15 protein-coding genes are annotated in these 21,133 nt (G+C 29.2%); 13 read left to right on the top strand and 2 right to left on the bottom strand.

Going from position 1 to position 21,133, the window contains the following annotated elements; genetic code table 11:
- Positions 1-11: 11 nt before the first annotated feature.
- The 13 genes from fabG to ACI48Q_RS19365 all read left to right on the top strand — a co-directional run bounded on the left by fabG (position 12) and on the right by ACI48Q_RS19365 (position 18,764).
- Entirely contained in the window at positions 12-752 is a 741-nt protein-coding gene (gene fabG / locus ACI48Q_RS19425; protein ID WP_474920777.1) for a 3-oxoacyl-[acyl-carrier-protein] reductase, read from the top strand.
- A 16-nt stretch (positions 753-768) separates the two neighbouring features.
- Entirely contained in the window at positions 769-2,010 is a 1,242-nt protein-coding gene (fabF, locus tag ACI48Q_RS19420) for a beta-ketoacyl-ACP synthase II (protein WP_474920776.1), read from the top strand.
- Positions 2,010-2,489, top strand: coding sequence for an acetyl-CoA carboxylase biotin carboxyl carrier protein (gene accB, locus ACI48Q_RS19415; RefSeq protein ID WP_474920775.1), 480 nt, complete (start codon positions 2,010-2,012; stop codon positions 2,487-2,489). Before fabF ends, accB begins: the two co-directional genes overlap by 1 nt.
- A gap of 14 nt (positions 2,490-2,503) precedes the next feature.
- Positions 2,504-2,941, top strand: coding sequence for a 3-hydroxyacyl-ACP dehydratase FabZ (fabZ, locus tag ACI48Q_RS19410; protein ID WP_474920774.1), 438 nt, complete (start codon positions 2,504-2,506; stop codon positions 2,939-2,941).
- Between the two features lie 21 nt (positions 2,942-2,962).
- Positions 2,963-4,306 carry an acetyl-CoA carboxylase biotin carboxylase subunit gene (locus ACI48Q_RS19405; protein WP_474920773.1) on the top strand — a complete coding sequence of 448 codons (1,344 nt, stop codon included), beginning with the start codon at positions 2,963-2,965 and terminating at the stop codon, positions 4,304-4,306.
- Between the two features lie 39 nt (positions 4,307-4,345).
- The gene (gene accD / locus ACI48Q_RS19400) at positions 4,346-5,194 is read left to right on the top strand and encodes an acetyl-CoA carboxylase, carboxyltransferase subunit beta (RefSeq protein ID WP_474920830.1); all 849 of its coding nucleotides are present in this window, start codon (positions 4,346-4,348) and stop codon (positions 5,192-5,194) included.
- A gap of 19 nt (positions 5,195-5,213) precedes the next feature.
- Positions 5,214-6,017: an acetyl-CoA carboxylase carboxyltransferase subunit alpha gene (locus ACI48Q_RS19395; RefSeq protein WP_474920772.1), complete on the top strand. Its 804-nt coding sequence runs from the start codon at positions 5,214-5,216 to the stop codon at positions 6,015-6,017.
- Between the two features lie 234 nt (positions 6,018-6,251).
- Complete coding sequence (locus ACI48Q_RS19390; RefSeq protein WP_474920771.1) at positions 6,252-7,127, top strand: DegV family protein; 876 nt, start codon at positions 6,252-6,254, stop codon at positions 7,125-7,127.
- Between the two features lie 99 nt (positions 7,128-7,226).
- Complete coding sequence (locus ACI48Q_RS19385) at positions 7,227-7,880, top strand: amidase domain-containing protein (RefSeq protein ID WP_474920770.1); 654 nt, start codon at positions 7,227-7,229, stop codon at positions 7,878-7,880.
- A 149-nt stretch (positions 7,881-8,029) separates the two neighbouring features.
- Positions 8,030-8,896, top strand: coding sequence for a type I methionyl aminopeptidase (gene map / locus ACI48Q_RS19380; protein WP_474920769.1), 867 nt, complete (start codon positions 8,030-8,032; stop codon positions 8,894-8,896).
- Positions 8,897-8,998: 102 nt separating this feature from the next.
- Positions 8,999-14,437 carry a diguanylate cyclase gene (locus ACI48Q_RS19375; RefSeq protein WP_474920768.1) on the top strand — a complete coding sequence of 1,813 codons (5,439 nt, stop codon included), beginning with the start codon at positions 8,999-9,001 and terminating at the stop codon, positions 14,435-14,437.
- A 150-nt stretch (positions 14,438-14,587) separates the two neighbouring features.
- Positions 14,588-17,515 carry an insulinase family protein gene (locus ACI48Q_RS19370; RefSeq protein WP_474920767.1) on the top strand — a complete coding sequence of 976 codons (2,928 nt, stop codon included), beginning with the start codon at positions 14,588-14,590 and terminating at the stop codon, positions 17,513-17,515.
- A 13-nt stretch (positions 17,516-17,528) separates the two neighbouring features.
- Complete coding sequence (locus ACI48Q_RS19365; RefSeq protein ID WP_474920766.1) at positions 17,529-18,764, top strand: competence/damage-inducible protein A; 1,236 nt, start codon at positions 17,529-17,531, stop codon at positions 18,762-18,764.
- Positions 18,765-18,804: 40 nt separating this feature from the next.
- Here ACI48Q_RS19365 and ACI48Q_RS19360 read toward each other — a convergent pair whose 3' ends face one another.
- Together ACI48Q_RS19360 and ACI48Q_RS19355 are read right to left on the bottom strand one after the other, a co-directional pair.
- Positions 18,805-20,028 carry a S8 family serine peptidase gene (locus ACI48Q_RS19360; RefSeq protein ID WP_474920765.1) on the bottom strand — a complete coding sequence of 408 codons (1,224 nt, stop codon included), beginning with the start codon at positions 20,026-20,028 and terminating at the stop codon, positions 18,805-18,807.
- Positions 20,029-20,169: 141 nt separating this feature from the next.
- Complete coding sequence (locus ACI48Q_RS19355) at positions 20,170-21,060, bottom strand: selenium metabolism-associated LysR family transcriptional regulator (RefSeq protein WP_474920764.1); 891 nt, start codon at positions 21,058-21,060, stop codon at positions 20,170-20,172.
- Positions 21,061-21,133: the final 73 nt, after the last annotated feature.

The raw sequence follows: 21,133 nt of genomic DNA, 5'->3' as shown, positions 1-21,133 counted from the left end.
GAGAGAAGTGTATGTTAAAAGGAAAAAATGTGGTTATAACTGGTGGTAGTAGAGGTATAGGAAAGGCTATTGCAATTGCATGTGCTCAAAATGGAGCTAATGTAGCAATAAGCTATGTAAGTAGTGATAATGAAGCTTCAAGTGTTATAGAAACTATAGAAGCTTTAGGAGTTAAAGGTATAAGAATAAAGGGTGATATTAGTAATTCAAATCATTGCAAAGATTTTATAAAGGAAGTATCAGAAAGATTTGGTTCAATAGACATATTGGTTAATAATGCGGGTATAACTAGAGATGGACTTTTAATGAGGATGAAAGAAGAAGACTTTGATAGAGTAATTGAGGTTAATTTAAAAGGTATATTTAACAGTTCAAAAGAAGTAATTGGGTCAATGATAAAACAAAAATGCGGCAGAATAATAAATATTTCCTCTGTGGTAGGAATAGCTGGAAATGGCGGTCAGGTAAATTATGCAGCATCAAAAGCAGGAGTAATAGGATTCACAAAGTCATTAGCTAAAGAAGTTGGAAGTAGAGGAATAACGGTAAATGCCGTTGCACCAGGCTTCATTGAAAGTGATATGACGGAATGTTTAGCTGATAAAGTAAAGGAAGAAATGATTAAAAGTATTCCTTTAAAAAGTTTTGGAAAAGGTGAAGATATAGCAAACTTAGTAGTGTACTTAGCTTCAGATAAATCTAGATATATAACAGGACAGGTAATAAATGTAGATGGCGGAATGCTAATGTAATAAAGGAGTGAATCTTATGTCAAATAGAGTAGTAATAACGGGAATGGGAGCTGTAACACCTATAGGAAATACTGTGGAAGAGCTATGGAAAAGCATAGAAAACAATGTTTGTGGGATAGATTTGATAAGTGGATTAGATACAGAAAATTATAAGGTGAAAGTTGCAGCTCAAGTTAAAGATTTTAATCCAGATGTAGCTCTTGAAAAAAAAGAAAGTAGAAGAATGGATAAATATTGTCAATTTGCTATGGTAGCAGCTGAAGAAGCTATGAAGAAAGCAAACATTAATTTAGATGATATTGATAGTAATAGATTTAGTGTAATAGTAGGATCTGGTATTGGAGGCCTTGAAACCTTAGAAAATGAACATTTAAAACTTCTAGATAAAGGACCTAATAGAGTTTCACCATTTATGATTCCTATGTTAATAAGTAACATTGCAGCAGGAAATGTAGCAATAAAATATGGAGCTAAAGGTCCATGCATGTGCGTAGTAACAGCTTGTGCTACAGGAACAAACTGTATAGGAGAGGCCTTCAGGCTAATAAAAGAAGGAAGAGCAGATATAGTAATAGCAGGTGGATGTGAGGCACCTATAACACCTACCGCAGTAGCAGGTTTTACATCATTAACAGCATTAAGTAGAACTGAAGATCCTAAAAGAGCATCTATTCCTTTTGATAAAGAAAGAAATGGTTTCGTAATGGGAGAGGGAGCAGGAATTGTTGTTTTAGAAAGCTTAAACCATGCACTTAAAAGAAAGGCAGATATTAAAGGAGAAGTAGTTGGGTATGGAACTACTTGTGATGCATATCATATTACTCAGCCAAGCAATGATGGTGAAGGAGCAAAAAGAGCTATGGAACTAGCTATTGAAGAGGCTGGTATTGATAAAAATGAAATATCTTATATAAATGCTCATGGAACTAGTACCCCATTTAATGATAAATTTGAGACATTAGCTATAAAAAATTTATTTGGGGAATATTCATATAAAATCCCAGTGAGTTCTACAAAATCTATGATGGGACACTTATTAGGAGCAGCTGGAGCAGTTGAAAGCATAATATGTGCAAAGGCTTTAGAAGAAGAATTTATACCTGCTACCATAGGTTTATCAAATAAAGATGAAGAGTGTGATTTAGATTATGTAGCTAATAATGGAAGAAAAGTTAGGATGAAATATGCAATGTCTAATTCTCTCGGCTTTGGAGGACATAATGCAACTTTAGTATTTAAGAAGTGGGAGGAAAAATAATGGTGGATTTTAAAAGCATTGAAAGCTTAATTAAAACTCTAAGTGAGTCTACTATAAATTATTTAGAGATAGAAGACCATGAATTAAAAATAAAACTTAGTAAGGGTTTTCTTGAAAAGGAAGGTACTAGAGAGAGTATATCAAGTATCAAGCCTGAAGTAATATTAATAGAAGATAAAAAAACTGATATAGCTCAAAAATCAGATGTGATACAAGAATTAGGGGAAGTAGATGAAGAGAGTTTTCATTATATAAAATCTCCTATGGTAGGTACTTTTTATACATCTTCTTCTGAAAATGGAGAGCCTTATGTAAAGTGTGGAGATAAAGTAACAAAAGGACAGGAAGTTTGCATCGTAGAGGCTATGAAACTAATGAACGAGATAGAAAGTGAAGTAGAGGGAACTATAATAGAAGTTATGGTCGATAATGGAGCCATAGTAGAATTTGGAGAATCGCTATTTAAAGTAAAACTGTAGGAGTGTAAATGAGAATGAAAAAGATAGCATTAAATATAAGTGAAATTCAGGAAATAATTCCTCATAGATATCCTTTTCTGTTTATAGATTATATAGAAACCATTAATAGTGGAGTATCTGCAGTAGGGTATAAAAATGTAACTATGAATGAATACTTTTTTCAGGGACATTTCCCAGTGGAACCTGTTATGCCAGGAGTTATAATAATTGAAGCATTAGCACAGGTTGGTGCTGTTGCTATACTCCATGAGGAAAAGAGTAGAGGAAAAATAGCTTACTTTGGTGGAATAAAGAACGCTAGGTTTAGAAGAAAAGTTGTACCAGGTGATACTTTAAGATTAGAAGTGGAGATTGTAAAAAGAAAAGGACCAATTGGAATAGGTAAGGCTATAGCTACTGTAGATGGAGAAATAGCTTGTGAGTGTGAGCTGTCTTTTGCAGTAGGAGCATAGTAAAGTGAAAGAGGTATTAGTATGTTTAAAAAAATATTAATAGCAAATAGGGGAGAAATAGCTGTAAGAATAATAAGAGCATGTAGAGAAATGGGAATACAAACTGTGTCTGTATATTCAGAAGGAGATAGAGATGCACTTCATACCCAATTAGCGGATGAAGCCATATGTATAGGACCATCTCCATCAAAGGATAGCTATTTAAATGAGAGAAACATAATAAGTGCAACTATATTAAAAGGAGCAGAGGCCATACACCCTGGTTTTGGATTTTTATCTGAAAATAGTAAGTTTGCAAAGATGTGTGAAGAGTGCAATATAAAATTCATAGGTCCTTCTCCAGAGAATATAAAAAACATGGGAGATAAGGCTATGGCTAAAAAGCTTATGGAAGAAGCAGGCGTTCCAATAATTTCTGGATCTAAGGGAATAGTTAAGAATTATGAAGAAGCCTTAGAAGTAGCTAAAAATTTAGGTTATCCAGTAATGATAAAAGCTTCCAGTGGTGGTGGGGGAAGAGGTATTAGAATTGTATATAATGATAAAGAGTTAGTTAAGGAGTACAACAATGCTAAGAGTGAAGCAAAAGTTGCATTTAATGATGATTCTATTTATATAGAGAAATTTATTGAAAAGCCAAGGCATATTGAGATGCAAATTATTGGAGACAGTTACGGAAATGTAGTGTATTTAGGAGAGAGAGAATGTTCAATACAGAGGAAAAACCAGAAGGTTTTAGAGGAGGCACCATCAGCGGTAATAAATGAAAATTTAAGAAAAGCTATGGGGGAAGTAGCGGTAAATGCAGCTAAAGCTATAGGCTATATGAGTGTAGGAACTATAGAGTTTTTAGTAGATAAAAATATGGATTTTTATTTTATGGAAATGAATACAAGAATACAGGTTGAACATCCAGTTACAGAGATGGTTACAGGTATAGATTTAATTAAAGAGCAAATTAAAGTAGCTAACGGTGAAAGACTATCCTTTAAGCAAGAAGATATACAAATAAGAGGACATTCAATAGAATGTAGAATAAATGCAGAAGATCCGTATAATAATTTTATGCCATGTCCTGGAGAGATTAAAGATCTTCACATACCTGGTGGGAATGGAATAAGAATAGATACAGCTATTTATCAAGGCTATAAAATTCCACCTACATATGATTCAATGATAGGTAAGGTAATAGTTCATGGAAGAGATAGAGAAGAAGCTATAAATAAGATGAAGAGAGCATTGAGTGAATTTATTATTGAAGGGGTTAAAACCAATATAGATTTACAGCTTAATATATTAAATAATGAAAAATTTATCCAAGGAGACTTTAATACCTCATTTTTATCCACAGAATTAAAACTATAGTTATTAATAATTTAAAGCGAGGATAATATGAAAAATTTAATGAGACTATTTAAGAAAAATGTATATATAGAAGTAAAAAACAATCCACAACAAGAGGTTAAAAAACCTAAAATCCCAGATGGTTTGTGGGTAAAGTGTGATAGTTGTGGAAAGATTTTATACAAAAAAGATTTAGAAGAAAACTTAAAGGTATGTAATAACTGTGGATATCATTTTAGACTTAGTGCCAAAGAAAGAATAGAGCAATTTGTGGATAAAAATAGCTTTAAAGAAATAGATGTGGATGTTTTAACGACTAATCCTTTAGAGTTCCCACAATATGAAGACAAAATATGTAAAGCAAAAGCTGAAACGGGACTAAAAGAAGCTGTGGTTACTGGATATGGTAAAGTTAAGGGAAATGTGGCTGTAGTATGCGTTATGGATAGCAATTTTTTCATGGGAAGTATGGGAAGTGTAGTTGGAGAGAAGATAACTAGATCTATAGAACTAGCTACAAGGAAAAGCTTACCTATAATTATATTTACTTGTTCAGGAGGTGCTAGAATGCAGGAGGGAATATTTTCATTGATGCAAATGGCTAAAACCTCAGCTGCACTAGCAGAGCATGATAAGAAAGGATTATTATATATAACTGTACTTACAGACCCAACTACAGGAGGAGTAACAGCAAGTTTTGCCATGTTAGGAGATATAATATTAGCAGAACCAAAAGCGTTGATAGGTTTTGCTGGAAGAAGGGTTATAGAACAAACTATTAAACAAAGCTTACCAGAAGAATTTCAGAAATCAGAATTTCTACAGGAAAAGGGATTTGTTGATAAAGTGGTAAATAGAAAAGAGTTAAAGGATACTATAGGTACTATATTGAGACTCCATAAAAAATAAGAAAGGAATCTATTAGTATATGAATACAGTATGGGAAAAAGTTAATATAGCAAGAGATATCCATAGACCTACATCTTTAGATTATATCAATAGAATATTTAGTGATTTTATTGAATTAAAAGGGGATAGGTATTATGGAGATGATTTAGCAATTATAGGAGGTATAGGGGAATTAAAAGGAGTATCTGTCACTATAATTGGCGTTCAAAAAGGAAATAATACAAAAGAAAATATAGAGAGGAACTTTGGAATGCCTAAGGCTGAAGGGTATAGAAAAGCTTTAAGGCTCATGAAGCAAGGAGAAAAGTTCCATAGACCTGTTATAATATTTATTGATACCCCAGGTGCATTTTGTGGTATGGAATCAGAAGAAAGAGGGATTGGAGAAGCAATAGCAAGAAATTTAATGGAGATGAGCAGATTAAAGACACCAACAATATCTATCATTATTGGAGAAGGTGGAAGTGGTGGCGCATTAGCACTAGGTTTAGCAGATGAGGTATGGATGTTAGAGAACTCAATCTATGCCATATTGTCTCCAGAAGGATTTGCATCTATATTATATAAAGATTCTACAAGGGCTAAAGAAGCAGCAGAGGCAATGAAAATAACTGCAGATGATTTATTTAAATTTGGTATCATAGATAGAGTAATTAAAGAGCCAGAAGGTTCAGCAAGAATAAATACAGATAAAATGGCAAATATTATAGAAAGAAATATTATAGCAGCATTAGATAGATTTAAAACGGAAAGTATAGAATCCTTACTTATAAAAAGATATTATAAGTTTAGGAAGATAGGAAAATTTGTTAATGAAAGTTAAATATTATATTTCAGGCTTGTGAGATAACACCTAAATTTTCTTTGTAATTTAGCATTATTTGGTATATTATAAGATTATTAGGATAAATAGTAAATGAATGTATTATATATTAATTTACTGTTAGTTATCATCACAGGTCTTAATTTTATTAATTTATAATATTAAACGAAGCTGTGGTAAAATAGAGTTATAGGATTCTATAAATTTATAGAGTTTAGAAAGGTAGGATAATATATGAATAAGGATTTAGTTTTAGTAGTAGATTCTGGAAGTGATTTACCTTTAGAATTTGTTAATAAACCCAATGTAGTAGGTATCCCTATAAATTGTAATTTCAAGGGAAAGGAAATTGAAGATGACTTTGGGAGAACATTAAATAGTGTAGAATTCTTTCAGGAATTAAAAAATGGGGAGATGCCAACAACTTCTCAAATTAATGTATTTAAATTTGAAGAAGTATTCAGAAGTTTGTCAAAGCAAAATAAATCTATTCTATATGTAGGACTTTCTTCTGGACTCACGGGAACTATAGATAATGCTAGGAGAGCTGTGCTTAACATAAAAGAAGAATTACCGAATAGTGATATAACAGTAATAGATTCTTTATGTGCTAGTATGGGTATAGCATTATTATGTTATATGGCGTATGAAAAGATTGAAGAAGGTAAATCTAAGGAAGAGATTGTTAAATATTTAGAAGATATAAAACTTAGAATAAATCACTATTTTACTCCAGATGATTTAAATCATTTAAAAAGAGGGGGAAGAGTTTCCTCATCTGCAGCAGCGGTAGGAACATTATTAAGCGTAAAACCTATACTACATGTAGATAATAATGGAAAGCTTATACCGCTTACAAAAGTAAGAGGAAGAAAGAAAGCTATATCAACATTAGCACAAAAGTTTATTGAAAGAACAGATAAAAATATTCCTCAAACTATAACTATATCTCATGGTGACTGTTATGAAGATGCAAAAGTATTAGAAGAAATGTGCAGAGAAAATGGCAATGTAAAAAATTGTATTATAAATTACTTAGGACCTACCATAGGAAGTCATACTGGTTCGGGATTATTAGCATTATTTTTTGTGTCAGAGGGAAGAGAATAAAACTTAATTAAATAAAATAGTAAACAATTTGCTTATAAATGAGTATAATTTTAATAAAGATATACTAATACAAAAGTTGTATTTAGTAGGAGGTAAATTGTGAGAAGTGATAAAATAAAGGCTATTATAAAGAAGAGCATAATTACCCCACTACGCAGTAATAAAAAAACTATTAGAAAGATAGCTAGATATGATAGAAATGCGGCTAGAGTATATGCTGAAGCCTATGCTGAGTCACCGAATATTAAAGAATATCCACATTATAATGGAGATGATTGCACTAATTTTGTATCTCAGGTGTTAAGAGCTGGTGGTTTAGAGGTGGTAGGGAAAGATTATACTAGTTTTTCAAATTGGTTTTGCTATACAAATGACTATAAGTTGCTTCGGAAAGTTTCTCTTACATGGAGAAGTAGCCGATATTTTAGAAAGTACTGGGGAAATGAAAATGGAATAGGAAACAATACAGCAAGAAGTTATAGAGAATTAACAGTTGAAGAAGCACTAAAGAATTTTGAGAACATATATAATTCTATACAAATTGGAGATGTTATTCAGTATGGTAATATAAAAAATAATAATTTACCATATCATTCACAAGTAGTTCATGGAAAACATTATAATATTTCCTCTGGGAAATATGATGTTTTTGTTGCCCAGCATACTGCGAATAGAAAAAATGTATCTCTATATGAGTATATGAAATTATTACAGAACAAAGCTGAAAGATATATCTATATATATACTTTTTAGAGTAAATTAGGTTTTATAGAATGATTCTATAAGACCTTTTACTACGTTAGAAATAAAAAATAATAAATATGATAGAATATAATAAAAAGCGAATCTTATAGGAAAATACGCAACAGGTGTACTTTCATTAAGATTATTGGAGGTTGATTATGAATAAAATAAGTAGAAATGATAATTGTTGGTGTGGAAGCGGTTTAAAATATAAAAAATGCCACATGAATCAGGATGAATATTTAGATAGATTAGGAGAAGAATTAGGATATGTAATACCTAAGGAAATGATTAAGAGGGAAAAGGATATAGAAGGTATAAGAAAAAGTTGTAAATTAACTAGAGAAATTCTTGATATGGTTGAGAGTAAAATAAAAGTTGGAATTACAACAGAGGAAATAAACACATGGGTACATGAATATACTGTAGCTAATGGAGCATATCCAGCGCCACTTGGATATCATGGATTTCCAAAGAGCACATGTGTATCAATAAACAATGTTATATGTCATGGTATTCCTAGTGAAAATATTGTATTAAAAGATGGAGATATAGTGAATGTAGATGTAACTAGTATATTAGATGGATATTATGGAGATTCAAATAGAACCTTTATTGTAGGAAATGGATCAGAAAAAGCAAGAGATTTAGTTGAAACTGCAAAGGAATGTCTAAGAAGAGGGATTGAAGAAGTAAAGCCGTTTAAAACCTTAGGAGACATTGGATATGTAATAAATGAATATGCAAAAAGTAAGGGATATTCAGTAGTATATGATTATGGCGGACATGGAATAGGAAACGAGTTTCATGAAGAACCTTTTGTTCCTCATATAGGAAACAGAGGAGAAGGTATGATATTATTACCTAATATGACTTTTACTATAGAGCCAATGATCAATGAAGGAGCACCAGAAGCTATTGTACTAGAAGATGATTGGACAGCAGTTACTAAAGATGGTTCATTATCAGCTCAATGGGAGCATACCATAAGAGTAACAGAAACAGGCTATGAAATACTAACATAACATGCTCTCTAATGTAAAATATTTACATAAAATATTTAAGTTTAGTTTTAGGTATGATAAAATAAAAGTACTTTGAAATTTTAAGCAGAGGAGGGTGGTTAGGTGCAAATAATCAACAATAGATATAGAGTAGTTGAAAATTTAGAGCAAAATAGAGTGTATTCCGTCTATGAATGTATTGATATTATGAAGGATTTTTTAAGAGTAAAGCTATATATTCTAAACTCTAATTATATATCACAAGAGTTTGTGAATTTTTGTATTAGCAAATTAGAGCGCCTAACTGGAATTAATAATGAATGTGGTATCGAAGTTTTAGATTTTGGAGTTATATCTAACATAGATAATAAAAAGATATTGCATAAGAATTATTTCTATACGACTCAATATATAAGTGATGAATTTAAAATAGAAAACCAAGTGCAATTTATTCATGAAGAGAAACTTATAGAATATTTTTCAGACATATGTAGAATATCTAAAAGATATTTTATGTCCAATAAAGAAAAAATACTGATAAGTCTAGATGATATATATTTAGATAAAAATGGCCAAATAAAAATAAAAGATTTAATAACATTTAAGTTAGAGAATATTAATGATTTTTCCGTAAAGGAAAATGATGTACTATTTTTAAATCTAAATCCAAACTATGATGGTAAAATAGATGAGATTCATTACCATATATATTCCTTAGGAGTTATATTATTAAGGTTGACATTAAAAATCTTAAGATATGACATTGAAGCTAGTAATATTATAGAAGCTATAAATTGTAAAAATAGTAGTGTTTGTACTAGTCATTCTGAGCTGTTAGGAGAAAAGCTGTATCATATAATATATAACTGTTTAGTAAATAAGGAAGATAGCATATATAAAAACATAGAGGATATTATATTAGAAATAAATAAATTATATGAGAAAGATTATGCAATATATAAAAAAGATGAGGTAGAAAAGCTAAACTTAAACATACCTATAATTGGGAGAGATGAGGAAATCAACTCTCTAATAGGCGTTAAAGAATTTATATTTAAAAATGAAGATAGTAAAAATATTGTAACTATACATGGTGAGATAGGTATAGGAAAAACTAGATTACTGACTCATATGGATTATATTTTAAAATTAAATAGAGAAATAGTTCAAACCCGTCTTGACTCAACAGTAGATGTCTCAAATGTTGTGTCTAGTATTTTAAAACAAATGATTCCAAATGCAGATAAAGAGTTAGTAGTAAAATATCAAAACGAATTAAGTTATTTTGCACCTGAGATAAAAAAACAGAACTTAGATTTACAAGATTATAAACAATTACCTGAAAATAAAAAAAAATACGTAATAATAGGAAAAATATCATCGTTCATAAGAGAATTCTATGCAGATAAGCAAGGAGTAATAATAATAGATGCTATAGATAAATGCGATGAATTTACTATAGATTTATTACAATATCTTATAACAAAGCTTTCTAATGATAGCAGAAAGCTAATGATAATATTGTCTTATAGAGATGGAGAATGTTTAGAAAACAAAAAATTCATGGAGCTCTTATCAAACATAAGAGAATTTGTAAAGTTAGACTTAATTTTAAAACCACTAAATAAAGAAAAAGTGGTTTTAATGATAAAGGAAATCCTTGATATATCTAAAATTACCAATAAATTCACAGATAAGTTATATCTAAATACCATGGGTAATCCTTTATTTGTTGAAGAGATTCTTAAAGATTTATTAGCTAGAAAAAAAATATACATTAATAGCAAAACAGGATCATGGTATAAAGACTCAGAAAATGAGATTTACATGCCTAGGAATATGGATGAAACATGTAAAAATCAAATAGAAAAATTAGAGAGTTTTTCTCTAGAAATACTTCAAATAGTGTCTGTATTTTACACACCAATTTCTGTAGAAATAATAAAAAGTATGACAACAACATCAGATATATTAAGTATAAGTCATACAATGAATTTCTTAATGGATAAAGGTATACTGTGTAGAAAGATATCTGATAATGGATTTGTTTTTGACTTTTATAATAAGTTTTTAAAAAATTATATGTACAATGATATTTCAAAAGATGAAAAGAGAGAAAAGCATAGGTTAGCAGCTAAAATATTATGTACTAACTATAAGCAAGATGAGTATATGTACTTAGAAGAAATTATACATCACTTAGAACAATCAGATAATAAAAGAGAATTAGTGCATTACTATGCAGAAAACGCTAAAAGGTTAGTGTTTTTAAAGAATGTAGATGAAGCTATAAAATATAATTTAAAAGTTTTAGAAATAATAAATTCTTTTGAAGATAAACATAATTTTTTATATACAATAATTATTACATTTATGGAATTAGGAGATTTATATAGTTTTAATAGTGATAAGAGTATAGCCTTAAAATATTACTTACAGGGTAAAGAGTTATGTAAAAAAATTGATTTAAAGGAGAAGGAAATTGATTTTATCTTCAAAATTATTGGCATTCATGAAGAACAAGGTGATGAAGAGGTTTTTATTAGTTATTTAGATGAAGCTAGAGAACTAGTTTATAAGGTAGATTATATACAAGGAACTTTACATTATAAACTAAATCTCTGTCGAATGTTATTAAATAATCAACAATATGAAAAGGTAAAGGAAATTAGTAGCCAAGGATTAGAGCTTTCGAAAAAGAGAAATATAGATTTTGAAGTGAATTTTAAAACAATATACTGCACTGCTTTGATGTTAGAAGATAAAATATATGAAGTATTAGACATGTATACTGAGTTCTTAGAGGGATATAAAGATTTTGGAAATAATAAAGGAATAAATAAAATACTTAATGATATTGGAGTTATATATAGTGATTATATACAAGATTTTGATGAAGCTCTAATTTGGTTTGAAAAAGTATATAAATTAAGTAAAGAAAACAATAATACATTCTATGAAGTAATAGGATTATCGAATATAGGATTTATACACTTTATAAACTTAGATAGAATATCTGCATATAATTATTTCAAGGAATCTGTAGAGAAATCCTATAAATATCAAAATCTATCATTGTTATTTTATAGTTATACTTATTTAGGTTATATAATGACTATTATGGGTAACTATGAAGAGGCCTATAAGTATTATTTATTGTGTGAAGACCAATTAAGAAAGGCTCCAAATCAAGGTAAAAATATAGGCGATTATTATCTATTCTTATGGGAACTTAATAAAGAACTTGGAGAGATAGAAAAAGCTTATGAATATTTAGATAAAGCTCATGAGGTTTATAAGGATATAGATTGTATCATAAGATGGAATATAGATATATTTAGGCTACTCAAGGCGCACATTTTAAGGCCAAATGATAATGATATAGATATAGTAAATAACTTGATTATCATTGGAGAAAAGATACTAAACATAAACTTTAGGGTTAAACTGATATGTCAATGCATCCTAAGCTTCATCGAAAGGGGCTTTTTTATAGAGGCTAAAAAACTGCTTGATAAGATAAAAGAGTGGATAAGAGAAACGGACAATATCTTTAATATTCCACTATTAAATTACATTGAATATGTATTGTCAGTAGAAAAAAATAAAGAATTATTAGATGTAGCATTAGACTATTGTAAAAAAGAAGATCAGTTTAAGGTGCTTTGGCGAATTCACTTAGAAATTGGAAATTACTATTATAATAAAGGTGAATATTCCTACTCTATTATATATTTTTTTGAGGCGTGTGCCATAATAAGCGATGTTGTTGGACAAGTACCATTAGATTATAGAGTTAAATTTTTCAAAGAAAATATTCAGTTATTGGAACCTTTTAAAAAATTTAATAAAGTAAAAACATATTATTGTCATATTAAAAATATTAGTGAAATTCCATTAAAAATTAATAATCAACAGGATATAAATTTATTATTTAACAACCTAAATAAAGAAAGTGTATTAAATAATGAATTTGTTGAGTCATTAAAAAATTTCTCTACCATGTCATTAAAGGATATAAATAATTTAGAAGATCTAATAAAAAAATTAGGTAATGAAAATTTAAAGAATCTAGAGCTTATATCTCAGTATATATGCTACATTACATTAGCTAGTAGAGTAAGCATTATTATAGATAAAGATAATCAGTGTAATGTAATCGCTAGTAGTAATAAGACTATGGAGTTACCTAATGATATGACCATTGTAAAGCAATGTATAAATAAAGTTAAACCTATCATATTTAATGAGAGTCAAAATGACAATTTAAATATACATAGGTGGAAAAAACTAAAAAATAATCTTAGAGCAGTTATGTGTATACCTATAATTTTAGAAAGTGAGAGAGATATAGGCAAGTATGGAAGTAGGAACTCAGATTTTATATACAATGACAATGTACTAGGATATATATATATTGAGAGTGATAGAATTTTACACAATATAAATGACTATAGTAAAGAACAGTGCATAACTATATCAAAAATATTAGGGATTATATTAGATAAGCACAATATAAAAATAAGCTCTACTATCGATAAATTGACAGGAACATTTACTAGAAAGTACTTAGAAAAATCTATTCAAGATGAAATAGATAGATCTTATGAACTAAATAACCAATTCTCTATAGTTATGTTTGATATTGATAAATTTAAAGATATCAATGATAACTTTGGACATAGAAGTGGAGATAAGGTTTTAAAGCAAATATGTGAGGTTGTTTTAAATAATATTAGGCAAACGGATATAATAGGGAGATATGGTGGAGAGGAATTTATCATAATACTTCCAGATACAGATGTTAGGAGTGCAGAGATAGTAGCTCAGAAAATAAGACAAAAAATAGAGAGTAAAAAAATTCTTGGTGATAAGAGACCTGTAACTGTAAGTTTAGGAGTAGCTAATTATCCCGAGCATAGTACTAATTATGAAGAGCTTATAGAAAAGGTAGATCAAGCACTATATGAAGCAAAGAATATTGGAAGAAATGCAGTAAAGGTGTGGAATGAAAAATACAAACTAAAGGGAAATACTACAAATAAATTAAGTGGGATATTAGTTGGGACAGGAAATCAAGATTACAAAAACGTATCTACTTTAATAGAATTTATTGATTTACTAAATGAAGATATAGAATTCGAAAAAAAAATATCATATATATTAGATAAAATTACAGAAATAATAGAATGTGACGATGTAGGGTTATTTATTATAGAAGGTACAAATATAGTAGATGAGTATTTATCTAAGAGTAATAATTTAAAGCAGAATAGTTATAATATATATAATCTAGATAATATACAAAAGGTTATTACTACAGGGGAAAACATATGTATTGTAGATTGGGATAATATATTAGAACAAGATATTATTACAGATATTCCGGATTGGAAATCAATTATAGTATTACCATTAAAGAATAGAGATAAAACTATAGCAGTGTTATATTTATCTGTGTCTGCTCAAAAGAAAGAATTTAATTTCGATGAATTAAATTTTGTAAATACTTTAGGAAAGTTTATTTTAAATTTATTAAAGTGTAATTCAAGTTTGGATTAGCATAACTCAAATATTATGCTAATCCTTTAAAAATGAATTTTATAAGTCTTAAAGAGAACGGTGTGTAAAAAATTATTAATTGAATATTAAAATCTTACTAACAAAGAATAGTAGTAGAATTATTATATAAAAGATATGAGGAGGTTTGTTATGAATTATAAACTAGGAGAAAATTACCATGGTTTTATATTAAAGCATGAAGAATATATTGAAGAGATTAACTCGAAAGCTAGAATTTTCGAGCATGAAAATACTGGTGCTAAACTTTTACATATGGAAAACGATGATAGTAATAAAGTCTTTTCTATAGGGTTTAAAACTCCCCCAAGTGATGACACTGGAGTTGCACATATTCTTGAACATAGTGTACTTTGCGGGTCAAGAAAGTTTCCTACAAAAGAGCCATTTGTGGAACTAATAAAGGGATCATTAAATACATTCTTAAATGCAATGACTTTTAGTGATAAAACCATATATCCAATAGCAAGCAAAAATGAAAAAGACTTTTTTAATTTGATGGATGTATATCTAGATGCAGTATTTTATCCTAACATATATAATACAAAAGAAATATTAATGCAAGAAGGATGGCATTATGATTTAGAAGATAAAGAAAGTGATTTAACCTATAAAGGAGTAGTCTATAATGAGATGAAAGGTGCATTTTCTTCTCCAGATGGAGTTTTAATGAGAAAGATTCAGGAAACTTTGTTCCCAGATAATACTTATGGATTTGAATCTGGCGGAGATCCTGATTTCATTCCGGAATTAAACTATGATGAGTTCTTAGCCTTTCATACAAAGTATTATCATCCATCTAACAGTTATATATTCTTATATGGAGATGGTAATCTAGATAAGATGCTTTCTTTTATAAATGACAATTATTTGGTTAATTTCGATAAAAAACAAATAGATGCTACAATAAATCCGCAAAAGGCTTACAAAGAGATGAAGGAAGTAATAGAGAATTATTCAATATCAGAAGATGATAATGAAGAGGAGAAAACATTCCTATCATTAAACTTTGTTACAGGAAAATCAGTGGATGAAGAATTATATTTAGCACTAGATATACTAGAATATATATTATTAGAGGCTCAAGGAGCTCCATTAAAAAAAGCAATTCTTGATTCAGGAATAGGTAAAGATGTATATGGAAGCTTTGATAATGGAATTCTTCAACCTGTTTTTAGCATAGTAGTAAAAAATAGTGAGGAAAATAAGAGAGAAGAATTTAAGAAGGTAGTTTTTGATACACTAACAACTTTAGTTAGAGATGGGATAGATAAAAAACTTATTGAAGGTTGTATAAACATAACTGAATTTAAGCTAAGAGAGGCAGATTTTCAAGGTTTTCCTAAAGGATTATTCTATTATATGACGGCTATGGATAGTTGGCTTTATGGTGGAGATCCATTAATTCATATGAGATATGAAAAGATTTTAGAGAAAATAAAAACTGCTCATGAAAGTAAATATTTTGAGAACATCATTGATAAGTATATACTAAATAATCCTCATAGCTCTTTATTAGTTTTAAAACCTGATAAAGGATTAGCTCATAGAAAAGAGGAAGAACTTAAAGAACAGCTTTATAGCTATAAGAAAAATTTAAATGAGGAAGATTTAGAGAGGATTGTTGATGAAACAAGGGCATTAATGGTAAGACAGACTACACCAGATTCTAAGGAAGTATTAGAGACTATTCCTATGCTGTCATTAGATGATATAGATAAGGGTGTAGATGAACTAGAGGTTAAAAGCTTTGAATTTCAAGGAAGTAAAATATTAATGCACAATACTTTTACAAGCAAAATAGCTTATATAAACTTTATGTTTGATGCAAAGGTGATAAAGGAAGAGGATATTCCATATATAAGTTTATTGAGTACAATGCTTGGAAAGGTAAATACTAAAAATTATAATTATTCGGAATTATCTAATGAAGTATTAATAAATACTGGAGGAATTTACTTTAAAAGTGAAGTTTATGGAGATGATAAAGAATTATTTAAATATTATCCATACCTAGAGGGACATTGCAAAGTTATGGTGGATAAATTACCTAAGGCCTTAGATATATTAAGTGAGATTATAGAAAATTCACTGTTTGAAGATGTTAAGAGGATGAGAGAATTAATTAGACAGCTAATATCTAGAATAGAAATGAGATTAATTGATAGAGGACATCAGGTAGTTATAACAAGATTAGCATCATATTTTTCGCCTCCTTCTCAATATATAGAAAAGACATCTGGCTATGAATTCTATAAATTTTTAAAGGATTTAGAAAATAATTTTGATGAAAAAATAGATTTTATTAAAAATAAATTATATGAAATAATGAAGACTATATTTAATAAAAATAATTTAACTGTGGCCTTAACAGGGGAAGAAGAAGAGCTAAAAGTATTAGAAGAAAATCTTATAAAAGTGCAAAGAGTATTATCTAATGATAGAGTTACTTTAAAGGAATATAACTTTAGAGAAGAAAAGAAAAATGAAGGATTATTGACACCATCAAATGTACAATATGTAGCTCAAGGATATAATTTTAAAGAATTAGGATACGAATATTGTGGTAAAATGATGGTTTTAAAGACTGTTATAGGATTAGATTATTTATGGAATAAAATTAGAGTTCAGGGTGGTGCATATGGTGCCTTTGCTAATATAGTAAGAAGTGGTAATTTAGCATTTGCATCCTATAGAGATCCTAATTTAAAAGAAACCTTAGAAACTTATAATGAAGCATATAAATTTTTACGAGACTTTAAAACTACAGACAGAGAGATGACAAAATATATAATAGGAACTATTAGTGATTTTGATATGCCACTTACGCCTTCGATGAAAGGTGATAGAGCTATAAGTATGTATATAAGGGGAATAACAAAAGAAGATAGGCAGAAGGAGAGAGAAGAAGTTCTTAGCACTACTGTAGGAGATATAAATAATTACAGTGAACTATTAAATGAAGTAATGAGAAGGAACTTTATTGCAGTGTTAGGAAACGATAAAAAAATAAAAGAAAATAAGGATGTATTTAAAAATATAAATAGTGTATTTAATTAAAGGGGTAAAAGATATGAAGTGTGAGATACTTGCAGTAGGAACAGAGTTGTTATTGGGGGATATAGTAAATACAAATGCACAATATATAGCTAAAAGATTGAGCGATATAGGAATATTTGTGTACCATCAATCAGTTATAGGAGATAATAAAGATAGATTAAAAGATGCCTATAAGATTGCATTCTCTAGAGCCGACCTAGTTATAACAACAGGAGGATTAGGTCCAACTAAAGATGATTTAACTAAAGAAATTGCTTTTGAGTATTTTGGAAAAGAACCTATTTTACATGAGGAATCTTACGAAAGAATAAAAAGATATTTTGATAAATTAGGAAAACCTATGGGAGCATCCAATAAGAAACAGGCATATTTTCCAGAAGAGGCTATAGTATTAGAGAATAATAATGGTACTGCTCCAGGTTGTATTATTAATGAAAATAATAAAATATTAGTAATGCTTCCAGGACCACCAAGAGAAATGAAGCCTATGTTTGAGGATGAGGTAATTCCTTTTTTAAAGAAGTTCTCTAATGAAATTTTAGTGTCAAAGGTACTTAGGATAATTGGCATAGGAGAAAGCACTGCAGCAGAATTACTAGAAGATTTACTTGATAATGAAAACCCTACTGTAGCACCTTATGCTAAGGATGGTGAAGTTACATTTAGAATCACTGCTAAAGGCAAAAATGAAGAGGATTGCAAAGCTTTAATAGAGCCTGTGGAAGAGGAAATAAGGAAAAGACTAGGTGATGATGTATATGGAGAAGGAGATGTAACTCTAGAACAGGTTTTAGGAGATATTTTAATAAAAAATCAACTAACTATATCAACTGCAGAATCATGTACTGGAGGAATGGTGTCAGCTAGACTTATTAACTATCCAGGTATATCATCAAGTTTCTTAGAAGGAATGGTAACTTATAGTAATGAAGCTAAAATGCAAAGATTAGGAGTTAAAAGCAAAACTCTTGAAAAGTTTGGTGCTGTAAGCCATGAAGTGGCTGAAGAGATGGCTGTAGGCATAGCCAAGGCTTCAGGATCACATATAGGATTATCAACAACAGGAGTTGCAGGTCCTGGTGGTGGAACAGAAGAAAAGCCAGTAGGACTTGTATATATTGGAGTATATTATAAAGGTGAAGTTACCACAAGGGAATTAAAACTAGGTGGAGACAGACAGAAAATTCGAGAAAGAACTACTAGTATTTTATTAGATGCCCTTAGAAGAGAATTAATAAATAATAAATAATAATTTTAAAATAAGACATACAACTACAAAGTTGAATGTCTTATTTTTTTATATTCAGCAGCTCATATAATTTTATATATCCATTACCTTGTTTATATTTTTTATCATTTATTAGAATTGAATTTAACTTAAGTAGAGAGTAAATATCTTCATAAGTGTATTCACTATTTATCTCATATAGCAGTGCACAAACTCCAGCTATGAAGGCACAAGATATAGAAGTACCGCTATATTCCGTATATGGTGTTTTAAAGCTGTGGGGATAGAGCTTCACTCCATCTCGCTCAGAAATATAGGATATATCTGAATTAAGAGACATAATATTGTCACTGGCTGCCATAAAATCAGGTTTATGAAGTACCTTATTAGAACCACAACAGGAATAAGGACTTATAGAATAATAAGAATGAGTGTTCATTCCACCGATAGTTAAAACCTTATTTGATATAGCAATGCCTTTAATAGTATCTTCACTAGCTTCGTTATGCCCACTAGGAACTACAACAACAACTTTTTTATCTTTAAAACTAGTAAATAATTTGTCATATAAATCTAAGATAAAAGAATTCATAGTTATAACTTCAAAAGGGGCACAAATTACCTTTAAATTATATTCGGCTATAAGACCATACAATATTTCTAGTGAATATAGAGTAGATGAAATATATCCTTTTCCAGAGCTATTGAAAGCTTTTATCATAGCAATATGACTATTTATAGCAACTCCTCTATCTTTTGCTTTTCCACTAGTGCCACTACCGCTAACAACACCAGATATAAAAGTACCATGACCATTGTCATCATAGGGGTAGGATAAATTGTTAACCAAATCCATAAAGTATTTAATCTTATTTATAGGATTTACCAAATCAGGATGTGGATAAACACCGCTATCTATGATACCTATACCAATACCTTTGCCTGTAAAACCTTTTTCAGATAATAATTCGCTTTTGGATCCTTGAGTATATACACCATTGGATAATAAAACATTTTTACCACACAAAAATGCTAATTCATCTAAGCATACATATTTTACTTCGGGAAGTTCTATAATTGATTTTATAGCTTTGTTACTAAGTACCGCACATAAACAGTTAACAGATTCTATGTTAAAAATGACTTTACATTTATTTGACTTAATCTTTTTTTCAATAGATTCTTTAATGTTATTATATTTAATTAACACTCTATGTTTACTATATAAATTTCTATTTAATACATCTTTAAGAATAGGATCAATCTTTTTATTAAAAAGTAACATAAAATCCTCCCCATACCTGTTACACTTACTAGTATATGAGAAGGATTAAATAAATGTTATAGATAAATTAAATTATTTATAATTAAGGTTTTATATCATTAATTATAAACAGTGAAGTCCAACTAATTTATAGGACTTTAGTTAAAGATTATAAAGTTCTTTGCACATATTAAAGAAAGCTGTAGCTATAGGGGTAATGGTTCTTTTAGAGCTAATAACTAAAAAAATATCTCTCTTTAAATCTATATCTGAAACGGTACTTATTTTTACCATATTATTTTTTACGTAGTCATCGCAAATACTCCTACTCATTATAGATATACCAGCTTCAAGAGTAATAAATTTAAGTTGAGCATGTACACTATTCACTTCGCAAAAAGTCTTTATTTTATTATGTGCAATATCTTTTTTATGTAATTGATTTTCTAAAGTATGTCTTGTAGCAGACTCTTTTTCTCTCATAATGAAAGGATATTTTATCAGTTCTTCTAAACATATAATATCAGGTAGGTTTAAATTAGGACTAGAAACAACAACAAGTTCATCTTCAGTTATTTTGTAGCTTTTAATTTTCGAATTATCTATTATAGTACCAACTAACCCAATTTCACAATTCAATTCGATAATGTCCTTTATGATGCCCACAGAACCTTGCTCTTTTATATTAAACTTTACATTAGAATAAAGCTCATTAAATTTGTTTATAAGGGTAGGCAAAATAGAATTACAAGGCGTTGTACTGGCAGAAATATTTATACTACCAGAAATGTTGGTATTAAAATTTGAAAGTTCCATAACTGCATGATTTCTTGTATTTATTATATCGTTTGCATATTGCCAAAAAGATTCTCCAGCAGGAGTTAAATTAACTTCTTTAGAAGTTCTATCAAAAAGCTGAATATTTAATTCTCTTTCTAAACTAGAGATATGTGAACTAATAGTTGGCTGTGACAAATATATAGCGTTTGCAGCCTTAGAAAAACTTCTTAGTTTAGCAACAGTTATAAAGGCTTCAAGTTGCTTAAAATCCATAAGGTTCCCCCCAATTAATTATTTGAGTAATTATGTCATCTTAATATAATTATCTCTGTTAGTAGAGTATTTT

Source organism: Clostridium sp. LXY-7 (assembly GCF_056172015.1).
Note: the sequence above shows the minus strand (reverse complement) of the source record. Positions and strands in the feature narration are given on the sequence as shown.

Bases quoted from the DNA above. Each gene is read 5' to 3' on its own strand.
- ACI48Q_RS19405 (WP_474920773.1), top strand. From the start codon at position 2,963: ATGTTTAAAAAAATATTAATAGCAAATAGGGGAGAAATAGCTGTAAGA.
- fabG (WP_474920777.1), top strand. From the start codon at position 12: ATGTTAAAAGGAAAAAATGTGGTTATAACTGGTGGTAGTAGAGGTATA.
- fabZ (WP_474920774.1), top strand. From the start codon at position 2,504: ATGAAAAAGATAGCATTAAATATAAGTGAAATTCAGGAAATAATTCCT.
- ACI48Q_RS19390 (WP_474920771.1), top strand. From the start codon at position 6,252: ATGAATAAGGATTTAGTTTTAGTAGTAGATTCTGGAAGTGATTTACCT.
- map (WP_474920769.1), top strand. From the start codon at position 8,030: ATGAATAAAATAAGTAGAAATGATAATTGTTGGTGTGGAAGCGGTTTA.
- ACI48Q_RS19365 (WP_474920766.1), top strand. From the start codon at position 17,529: ATGAAGTGTGAGATACTTGCAGTAGGAACAGAGTTGTTATTGGGGGAT.
- accB (WP_474920775.1), top strand. From the start codon at position 2,010: ATGGTGGATTTTAAAAGCATTGAAAGCTTAATTAAAACTCTAAGTGAG.
- ACI48Q_RS19360 (WP_474920765.1), bottom strand. From the start codon at position 20,028: ATGTTACTTTTTAATAAAAAGATTGATCCTATTCTTAAAGATGTATTA.
- ACI48Q_RS19355 (WP_474920764.1), bottom strand. From the start codon at position 21,060: ATGGATTTTAAGCAACTTGAAGCCTTTATAACTGTTGCTAAACTAAGA.
- ACI48Q_RS19370 (WP_474920767.1), top strand. From the start codon at position 14,588: ATGAATTATAAACTAGGAGAAAATTACCATGGTTTTATATTAAAGCAT.
- ACI48Q_RS19395 (WP_474920772.1), top strand. From the start codon at position 5,214: ATGAATACAGTATGGGAAAAAGTTAATATAGCAAGAGATATCCATAGA.
- accD (WP_474920830.1), top strand. From the start codon at position 4,346: ATGAGACTATTTAAGAAAAATGTATATATAGAAGTAAAAAACAATCCA.
- fabF (WP_474920776.1), top strand. From the start codon at position 769: ATGTCAAATAGAGTAGTAATAACGGGAATGGGAGCTGTAACACCTATA.